Origin of the sequence: Pseudomonas sp. ICMP 10191 (assembly GCF_001467335.1) — a bacterium.
Classification (GTDB): Bacteria; Pseudomonadota; Gammaproteobacteria; order Pseudomonadales; family Pseudomonadaceae; genus Aquipseudomonas; species Aquipseudomonas cerasi.
Genome location: NZ_LKGW01000052.1, coordinates 1 through 404 on the forward strand (window position 1 = coordinate 1; position 404 = coordinate 404).

The 404-nt window shown below is 54.3% G+C and carries 1 protein-coding gene; it reads right to left on the reverse strand.

Features of this window, described 5'->3' with window-relative positions; all coding sequences use genetic code 11:
- A partial coding sequence (locus AO388_RS05755; protein WP_177343124.1) for a chloride channel protein occupies positions 1-404 on the reverse strand: 404 nt, incomplete at both ends.

Sequence of the window (404 nt, forward strand, 5' to 3'; positions counted from 1 at the left end):
GCTGTGACCGACGCGCTGGGCGTGATAGATCCCGGTATGCCCGGATACGAGGTAACTTGCGATACAGGCAATGGCTGCAAGCGGAGCAATTTCAGGCCCGAAGAGCTCCATGGCCATGACAATGGTTGCCAGTGGCGTATTAGCTGCACCAGCGAAGACAGCGACAAAACCGATACCAGCCAGCATGCCGAANAGGGAGACAACGGTGAACAACATCTTTCCAAGCCAGTCCCAAGGAGCCATTGGCATTTGAAAGGATTGGACGATGCTCGGAATCCCCAGTCCGATGTACTTATCGACATCGGTGTAATGGTTGCTACCAAGCGCCCACACTGCCACTGCGATCAGAAGGCCGCCGGCGAATGGTCGTAATGGCGAATAGGAGATAAGTCGTTTAACGAAAG